This window comes from Megasphaera sp. DJF_B143, assembly GCF_900320625.1.
GTDB classification, from domain to species: Bacteria; Bacillota; Negativicutes; order Veillonellales; family Megasphaeraceae; genus Megasphaera; species Megasphaera hexanoica.
The window spans coordinates 1-7,461 of sequence record NZ_ONTA01000287.1 but is presented as its reverse complement, the minus strand read 5'-3'; the positions used below and the strand labels follow the sequence as shown (position 1 = coordinate 7,461).

Annotated in this window: 6 protein-coding genes; all 6 read right to left on the bottom strand. The window is 49.8% G+C overall.

From position 1 onward, the window contains the following. On the bottom strand, nt 1–631 hold a 631-nt coding region (locus tag DBO31_RS08355), incomplete at its 3' end, for a TGS domain-containing protein (protein WP_150824919.1). 422 nt (nt 632–1,053) lie between these two features. Continuing rightward, entirely contained in the window at nt 1,054–2,061 is a 1,008-nt protein-coding gene (locus DBO31_RS08350) for an electron transfer flavoprotein subunit alpha/FixB family protein (RefSeq protein ID WP_150824918.1), read from the bottom strand. A gap of 21 nt (nt 2,062–2,082) precedes the next feature. Then, entirely contained in the window at nt 2,083–2,898 is an 816-nt protein-coding gene (locus DBO31_RS08345) for an electron transfer flavoprotein subunit beta/FixA family protein (RefSeq protein ID WP_059077322.1), read from the bottom strand. Nucleotides 2,899–2,968: 70 nt separating this feature from the next. Next, a complete protein-coding gene (locus DBO31_RS08340; RefSeq protein WP_059077323.1) occupies nt 2,969–4,120 on the bottom strand; it encodes an acyl-CoA dehydrogenase in 1,152 nt (383 codons plus the stop codon). A 434-nt stretch (nt 4,121–4,554) separates the two neighbouring features. Further along, on the bottom strand, nt 4,555–5,166 hold the full coding sequence (locus DBO31_RS08335) for a CoA pyrophosphatase (RefSeq protein WP_059077324.1): 612 nt from the start codon (nt 5,164–5,166) through the stop codon (nt 4,555–4,557). 54 nt (nt 5,167–5,220) lie between these two features. Further along, nucleotides 5,221–7,461 (bottom strand): leucine--tRNA ligase (leuS, locus tag DBO31_RS08330; RefSeq protein WP_150824917.1); only part of this gene is annotated, 2,241 nt, incomplete at its 5' end.

Sequence of the window (7,461 nt, the reverse complement as noted above, 5' to 3'; positions counted from 1 at the left end):
TGTGTTCGTCACCGCGCCAGTAGGCACCGGCAACGGTCTGCAGCTTGAAGGCTTTAACAGCGCCCGTAGAAGCTGTATGGGGGCCGGCACAGAGATCTACGAAATCGCCCTGACGGTAGAGGGAAATTTCGGCATCTTCCGGCAGGTCCTGGATCAATTCTACTTTATAATCCTGACCGGCTTCTTTAAAGAGTTTCAGCGCATCTTCACGGGATACGACTTCTTTCGTAAGAGGCAAGTTTTCTTTGACGATCTTGGCCATTTCGGCTTCGATTGCCGGGAAATCTTCCTGTGTGAAGCGGTGTTCTGTATCGAGGTCATAGTAAAAGCCGTTTTCAATGGACGGGCCAATAGCGAATTTTACGCCCGGGAAGAGATGCTGGATAGCCTGGGCCATGACATGGGATGCTGTATGGCGAAGGGTATCTTTGCCAGCCTGATCGTCAAAGGTGAGGAATTCAACAGTCGAACCGTCGGTAATCGGTTCACGCAGGTCTGTTACTTCTCCATTTACCTTTGCGACTAATACTTTTTTTGCCAGGCTGTTGCTGAGCTGTTTGACGGCTTCGGCAAGAGAAATGCCATCGGCAAATACTTTCTTGCTACCATCTTTCAAAATTAATTCTGCCATAAAAAACATCCTCCTTTGTAATACAAAAGCTCCCGTCCTCAAGGGACGAGAGCTTGCTCACGTGGTTCCACCCTAGTTCAGCAGACAATACCTGCTGTACTCGAACGCGGTAACGGTGCGACCGGACATCCATACTCTATTCCGGATGCCAGTTCCAAGGCGGTAACAAAGTCGTGTCTTATGGGGTACTCTCACCACCGTACCCTTCTCTGGTATAAAACGAACAACCAGTCATGTCCTTGTCAAAACTGTTTTCTTATCACTAGGTATGCGTAAATTATACGACCGCCTTTGCAGCTTGTCAAGGGGGAATAGGGTTTGAAGTTTGATGTTTTGGGTTTGATGTTATTGCTTCAGACAGAAAAAAGGACTGTGCATGACAGCCTTTGCTTTTATGCACAGTCCTTTACCTATCTCAGCTATTAGCCTTTGATTTTTTTGATAGCAGCAGTCAGGAGCGGAACGATCTTGAATGCGTCGCCTACGATACCATAATCGCAAACCTTGAAGATAGGAGCATCTTCATCTTTGTTGATGGCGATAACGCAGTCAGAACCACTCATGCCAGCGAGATGCTGGATAGCGCCGGAAATACCGCAGGCAATGTAGATTTTCGGACCTACCGTCTTACCTGTCTGGCCTACCTGATGGAGAGCATCGATCCAGCCAGCGTCAACAGCAGCACGGGAAGCGCCTACAGCACCGCCGAGAACGTCAGCGAGGTCTTTCAGCATGCCAGTGAACGGTTCAGGACCATTCATGCCACGGCCGCCGGATACGATAACGTCAGCTTCTTCGATTTTGATGCCTTCGCCGCCCATTTTGATGAGTTCAACGAATTTAGTCATGAAATCAGCGTCGCTGAGGTTAGCAGTCTTTTCGATAACTTCACCTTTGGCATTAGGATCAGCTTCCGGTTTTTTGAATACGTTCGGGCGAACGGTACCCATCTGCGGGCGGTTGTCCGGGCAAATGATTTCAGCCATGATGTTGCCGCCGAGAGCCGGACGAGTCCAAACGATGGTCTTGCCGTCTTCGTCAACAGCCAGGCCCGTGCAGTCAGCCGTAAGGCCGGTCTGGAGGGAGTTGGCAATACGGGGGCCGAGGTCACGGCCGATGTTCGTAGCGCCTACGAGGAATACATTCGGTTTTTCTTCATGGAAGAAATCGCAAATGACTTTTGCATATGCCGTCGTGTTGTAGTTTTCCAGTTTCGGATCGTCATATACATATACTTTATGTGCACCGTGGGCAATCAGTTCCTGTGCCATCGGTTTTACATCTTTACCAATCAAGATAGCGCCAACTTCGTCACCGATGGTGTCAGCCAAAACGCGGGCCTGACCCAACAGTTCGAAAGATACGTTGCGCAATTTGCCTTCGAATTGTTCAGCAATGACATAAATGCCTTTGTATTCTGCTAAATCCATTTTCACTTTTCCTCCTTAGAATTAAATGATTTTCTGAGCAGTCAGTTTTTCCATCAAGGTATCAACAGCTGCCTGGTCGTTGTCATCTTCAACAGGAATGATGAGGCCCTGTGTTCTCTGAGGCGGTGTGAAAATCTTACGAACTTTCGTCGGGGAGCCGCTCAGGCCGATTTTGGTTTCGTCAGCTTTAACGTCATCAGCGGAGAGTTCAGGAATTTCGCGACGTTTTGCTTTCATCGTGCCACGGATGGTCGGGAAGCGCGGTTCGTTCAATTCTTTAACAGCCGTAATCAGGACAGGGAAGTTAGCTTCCGTAATGATGTAGCCTTCTTCGTTCTGCTGTTTTACTTTTACGCATTTAGCTTCTTCGTTTACTTCGATAGCTGCTGCATAGGTAATCTGCGGGATGCCGAGTTCGCAGGCGATCTGCGGGCCGACCTGTGCCGTATCACCATCAATAGCCTGTTTGCCGCAAAGGATGATATCGAACTGTTCGATGCCTTTGAGTTCAGCTACTTTCTTGACAGCCTGAGCCAGGCAATAGCCTGTAGCCAGCGTATCGGAACCGCCGACTTTGCGGTCTGTGAGGAGATATGCTTCATCAGCGCCCATAGCCAGACCTTCACGGAGAACGTCTTTAGCCTGCGGGGGCCCCATGGAGAGCAAAGTTACCTTTGCGCCCTGGTTATCTTTTAACTGAAGAGCAGCTTCCAAAGCGTTCTGGTCGAACGGATTGAAGATGTTCGGTACACCGGCACGAATGACGGTATGTTTTACGGGATCAATTTTTACTTCTGCTGTGTCCGGAACCTGTTTGACACATACCAATATTTCCATATTTCTGTTGCCTCCTAAAAATAATTTTTATGTCAACAGCGCTAATGGCTGCCTCATAAACAAGGATAGGTTATTTGAGCAGGAAGCCCGATGTAACCATGAGCTGTACTTCGTTGGTGCCTTCATAGATCTGCGTAATCTTGGCGTCGCGCATATGACGGGCAACGGGGTAATCTTCGGTGTAGCCATAGCCGCCAAAGATCTGGACAGCTTCTGTCGTAACTTCCATAGCGATATCGGAAGCCATTCTCTTGGCAATGGCAGCTTCCAGAGAGAAGCGGCCGCCGGCCTGTTTGGCTTCGGCTGCTTTGTAAACCAGGAGACGGGCTGCTTCGATCTTCATCTTCATATCAGCCAGTTTGAAGGAAACGTTCTGGAATTTGCAGAGCGGACGACCGAACTGTACACGTTCTTTCGAATAGGCGACAGCGTCGTCAAGGGCAGATTCAGCGATGCCGAGAGCCTGGGCAGCGATGCCGATACGGCCGCCGTCGAGGGTCTGCATAGCGATGATGAAGCCTTTTCCTTCTTCACCGAGCAGGTTTTCTGCCGGAACTTTGACATCCTGGAAGATGAGTTCCATAGTCTGGGACGTATGAATGCCCAGTTTGTCTTCTTTCTTGCCAAAGGTGAAGCCTTCCCAGCCTTTTTCAACGATAAAGGCGGAAATGCCTTTCGTGCCTTTGGATTTATCCGTCATGGCAAATACGATGTACGTATCGGCCTTGCCGCCGTTGGTGATGAAAATCTTGTTGCCGTTGAGGATGTAATGATCGCCATCCTTGACAGCCGTCGTCTGCTGCATAGCAGCGTCGGTGCCGGCACCCGGTTCGGTCAGGCAGAACGCACCGAGTTTTTCACCCGTTACGAGCGGTTCGAGATATTTTTTCTTCTGTTCTTCCGTACCATACTGCCAGATGGGGTTGGTACCGAGGGAAATGGAAGCGGAAACGGTTGCTGCCATACCGGCATCATATTTGGCAATTTCTTCCACACAGAGGATGTACGTCAGTACATCGCCGCCGTCATTGCCCATTCCACCGTATTCTTCAGGATAGTAAATACCGGCAATACCCATGTCCTGCATCAAAGCTTTTACATGTTCTTCGCCAAAATCACCTGCGTGATCGCGTTCGCCGATATCCGGTTTTATTTTCTTTTCACAATAATCATGGACGGTTTTAACGATGTCTTTCTGCAGATCATTCAATTTAAAATCCATACTGTTCCCACTCTCCTTAAACATCTATTACGTAAAAACTAAAAGGTCTTCTTTCCTGCCATTGATACTGCATAAATACAAAAATTTTACACTATCTATACGGAACGTCGCTTGCAACAAGGCAAACGTATCCGACCTGCAAGCTCTTACACTTGCATTGTACAACTTTTCACGTATTTAATCAATAGAAAAAGGCGCTATTTATACAATGCAATTATTCCTTTTTTTCATGATTGAATAGTTATCATTGCAAACGATAGTTTACAAAATATTTATAAATGATTTATGAATACACGTTTGAATTATAAAGTAACATTTTTAAAGGCCATATATAGCTATATTGTATATCCGTACAAAAACGTATAGCCGTACCAGACTAGTGGTCCTGCCGATACAAATACATGTGGCATCATCTTCCTTTATTCTCTTTCCTCTCATGCCTCATACAGGGACAGGAAATGTCGCAGGATATGAGCTGTAATGCCCCATATGGGCCACTTCTGATACCGATAAATATAAACGGAATATGTTTTGCGCCGCTTCCAGCTGCGGTCACCGCGAAAGCTGTTGTACAAGACGTCTTCCGGGAAATCAGCTCCGGGACGGGTGGCGATTTCCATATGCTTTTCCTCTGGCCGGACCGAGCGAAGGTAGGAAATGGGGGCCGTAAATATTTCCGCTATTTCTCCGCGGCTCAAAGTGAAATCCTGCGTATGAATCCGGGCCGCAAAAGGCCAGACAGTGACGCCCGCCATGGATTCAATATAATCTAGGGGTCCCAATATGTCTATATCGCCGCGGCATACCCCCAGTTCCTCCATCGTTTCCCGTATGGCCGCATCGAGGGCGCTGGCATCGCTTTTTTCTATACGGCCGCCGGGAAAACAGATATCCCGCGGCTGCCAGGCCAGTTTGCTGCTCCGGACTTCAAAGAGGATGTGTTCTTCCCCGCCAATGGTGAGAATTGGCAGGATGACAGCACAGGGCGTATTATTCAGGGACGTAAGGTGATGCACCGTCCGGTTGGGAGTGAGTTTATCTTTCATGACACGGCTCCTTCTGCAAAAAAAGGGATGCCCGGCGGCACCCCTTTTCCTATATTATTTTACGACGATATTGATGATTTTCTTCGGTACGACAATGAATTTGACAACCTGCTTGCCATCGGTAAAGGTCTTGACGTGAGGACGGGCGAGAGCCAGTTCCTTCAGTTCGTCTTTCCCCATTTCGACAGGAACGGTGATGCGGTCACGTACTTTGCCGTTGACCTGGATTGGCAGTTCGATTTCATCGACCTGAAGGGCGCTTTCATCGACTTTCGGCCAATCCTGTTTGTGGACATCGCCTTCAAAGCCGACTTTCTGCCACAATTCCGCTGTGATATGAGGTGTAAACGGTGCCAGAATCTTGAGCAGATTTTCTACGACTTCTACGGCCACATCCTTGCGGATGGACGTATTCTTGTCCACGTAGTTGTACATGGCGTTGACGTATTCCATGATGGAGCTGACCGCCGTATTCAGTGCGTAGTGGTCATCGGCCCCTTTGACATCGACCGTTACTTTGCGGATGGACGTGTATTCGACGAGACGCAGTGCTTTTTCTGCTTCCGTGTACGGACGGCTGCTGTCGTCGCCGGCTTTCGCCAGATCCATGTACTGGAAGACGATGCGCCATACACGGTTCAGGAAGCGGTACGAGCCTTCTACGCCCGTATCCGACCAGGGCAGATCCCGTTCGGGCGGAGCGGCGAAGAGGATGAACAGGCGGGCCGTATCGGCACCGTATTTCGATACAATTTCTTCCGGCGATACGACGTTACCTTTGGATTTACTCATCTTGCTGCCATCGAGGAGTACCATCCCCTGGGTGAGCAGGCGTTCGTACGGTTCGACTTTATCAACATAGCCGGCATCGTACAGGACTTTCATGAAGAAGCGGGCGTAGATCAGATGGAGGATGGCGTGTTCAATGCCACCGATGTACTGATCGACATTCATCCAGTAATTGGCTTTCTTCGGATCGAAAGGCATTTCCGTGTTGCGCGGATCGGTATAGCGCAAATGATACCACGACGAGCACAGGAAGGTATCCATCGTGTCCGTTTCGCGGATAGCCGGGCCACCGCATTTCGGGCAGGTCGTGTGGAGGAATTTTTCGCTCGTTTCCAGAGGAGACGTAGCGCCCGCCGTAAATTTGACGTCTTCCGGCAGTTCGACCGGGAGCTGGTCTTCCGGTACGAGCTGTTCGCCGCATTTTTCGCAGTAAACGACCGGAATCGGAGCACCCCAGTAACGCTGACGGGAAATCAGCCAGTCGCGGAGACGGAAGTTGACCGTCGCGTGACCATAGTCGTGATCGACGAGCCATTTCGTAATGGCTTTCTGCCCTTCTTTAATGGACAGGCCGTTGAATTCACCGGAATTGATGAGGTAGCCTTCGCCCGTGTAGGCTTCGGTGATGTCATCGTGTTCGTAGTCGATCTTGCCTTCCGGATCCTGGATGACATATTTGATGGGAATATTGTATTTCTTGCAGAATTCAAAGTCACGCTGATCGTGGCCGGCAACGCCCATGACGGCGCCGGTACCATAATCGACGAGGACATAGTTGGCAATCCAGATAGGCACCTTGGCCTGGTTGAGCGGGTTGATGGCATAGGCACCGGTGAACATGCCAACTTTTTCGGCGTCATCGGACGTACGTTCAATATCGCTCTGATTGCGCATCTTTTCGATGAAGGCGCGCAGTTCGGCTTCATTGGGCTTACCTTTGATGATCCGTTCCACAAAGGGATGTTCCGGAGCCAGGACGACGAAGCTGGCACCAAAAATCGTATCGACACGGGTCGAGAACAATTCTACACGTTCACCGATTTCCGGGATGTCAAAGAAGAAGTTGGCCCCTTCGCTGCGGCCGATCCAGTTGCGCTGCATGGTCTTGACCCGTTCCGGCCAGCCCGGCAGCTTGTCCAGATCGTCGAGGAGACGGTCTGCATAATCGGTAATCTTGAAGAACCACTGTTTGAGGTCTTTCTTGACGACCGGGTTGTCACAGCGCCAGCAGACGCCGCCTTCAGCCTGTTCGTTGGCAAGGACGGTGTGGCAATGTTCGCACCAATTGACCTTGGCTTCCTTGCGGTATGCCAAGCCCCGTTTATACATCAGTTCGAACATCCACTGTGTCCATTTATAATATTCTTTATGGCAGGTGGCAACTTCCCGGTCCCAGTCATAGGACAGGCCCAGGGATTTCTGCTGCCGTTCCATATTGGCTATATTGTCATAGGTCCTCTTTGCAGGCGGGATATTATGCTGGATTGCCGCATTTTCTGCCGGCAT